Raw genomic sequence first — 268 nt, 5'->3', positions numbered from 1 at the left:
TCCTCGCTGTACGACGCTTCGTCGTCCAGGTACAGCACCGCCGCTAGCGCCAGCTCCTCTTCGCCGAGCCAGGCTTCAGCACGCTCTCGCAGCGCCGTTTGCGTCAGCAGCACCTTCGCTCCGCTGTCTTCAAGCATGAACCGCACGCGGTCCGCCGGATAATCCGGGTCGAGCGGCACATACGCCCCGCACGCTTTCCAGACGGCCAGCACGGCCACCAGCAAGTCCACCGAACGCTCGGCGAGAATGCCGACGATCGTCTCCCGGC

General features: G+C 66.4%; 1 protein-coding gene. It reads right to left on the bottom strand.

What is annotated here, in order from left to right; translation table 11 throughout:
* Nucleotides 1–268: AMP-binding protein (locus HFD99_RS25185; RefSeq protein WP_167441093.1), on the bottom strand; the 268-nt coding region annotated here is incomplete at both ends.

It is taken from the genome of Paenibacillus sp. EKM301P, assembly GCF_011800295.1.
GTDB classification, from domain to species: Bacteria; Bacillota; Bacilli; order Paenibacillales; family Paenibacillaceae; genus Paenibacillus; species Paenibacillus polymyxa.
The sequence above is the reverse complement of the archived record's forward strand: the minus strand, read 5'-3'. Positions and strand labels throughout refer to the sequence as shown.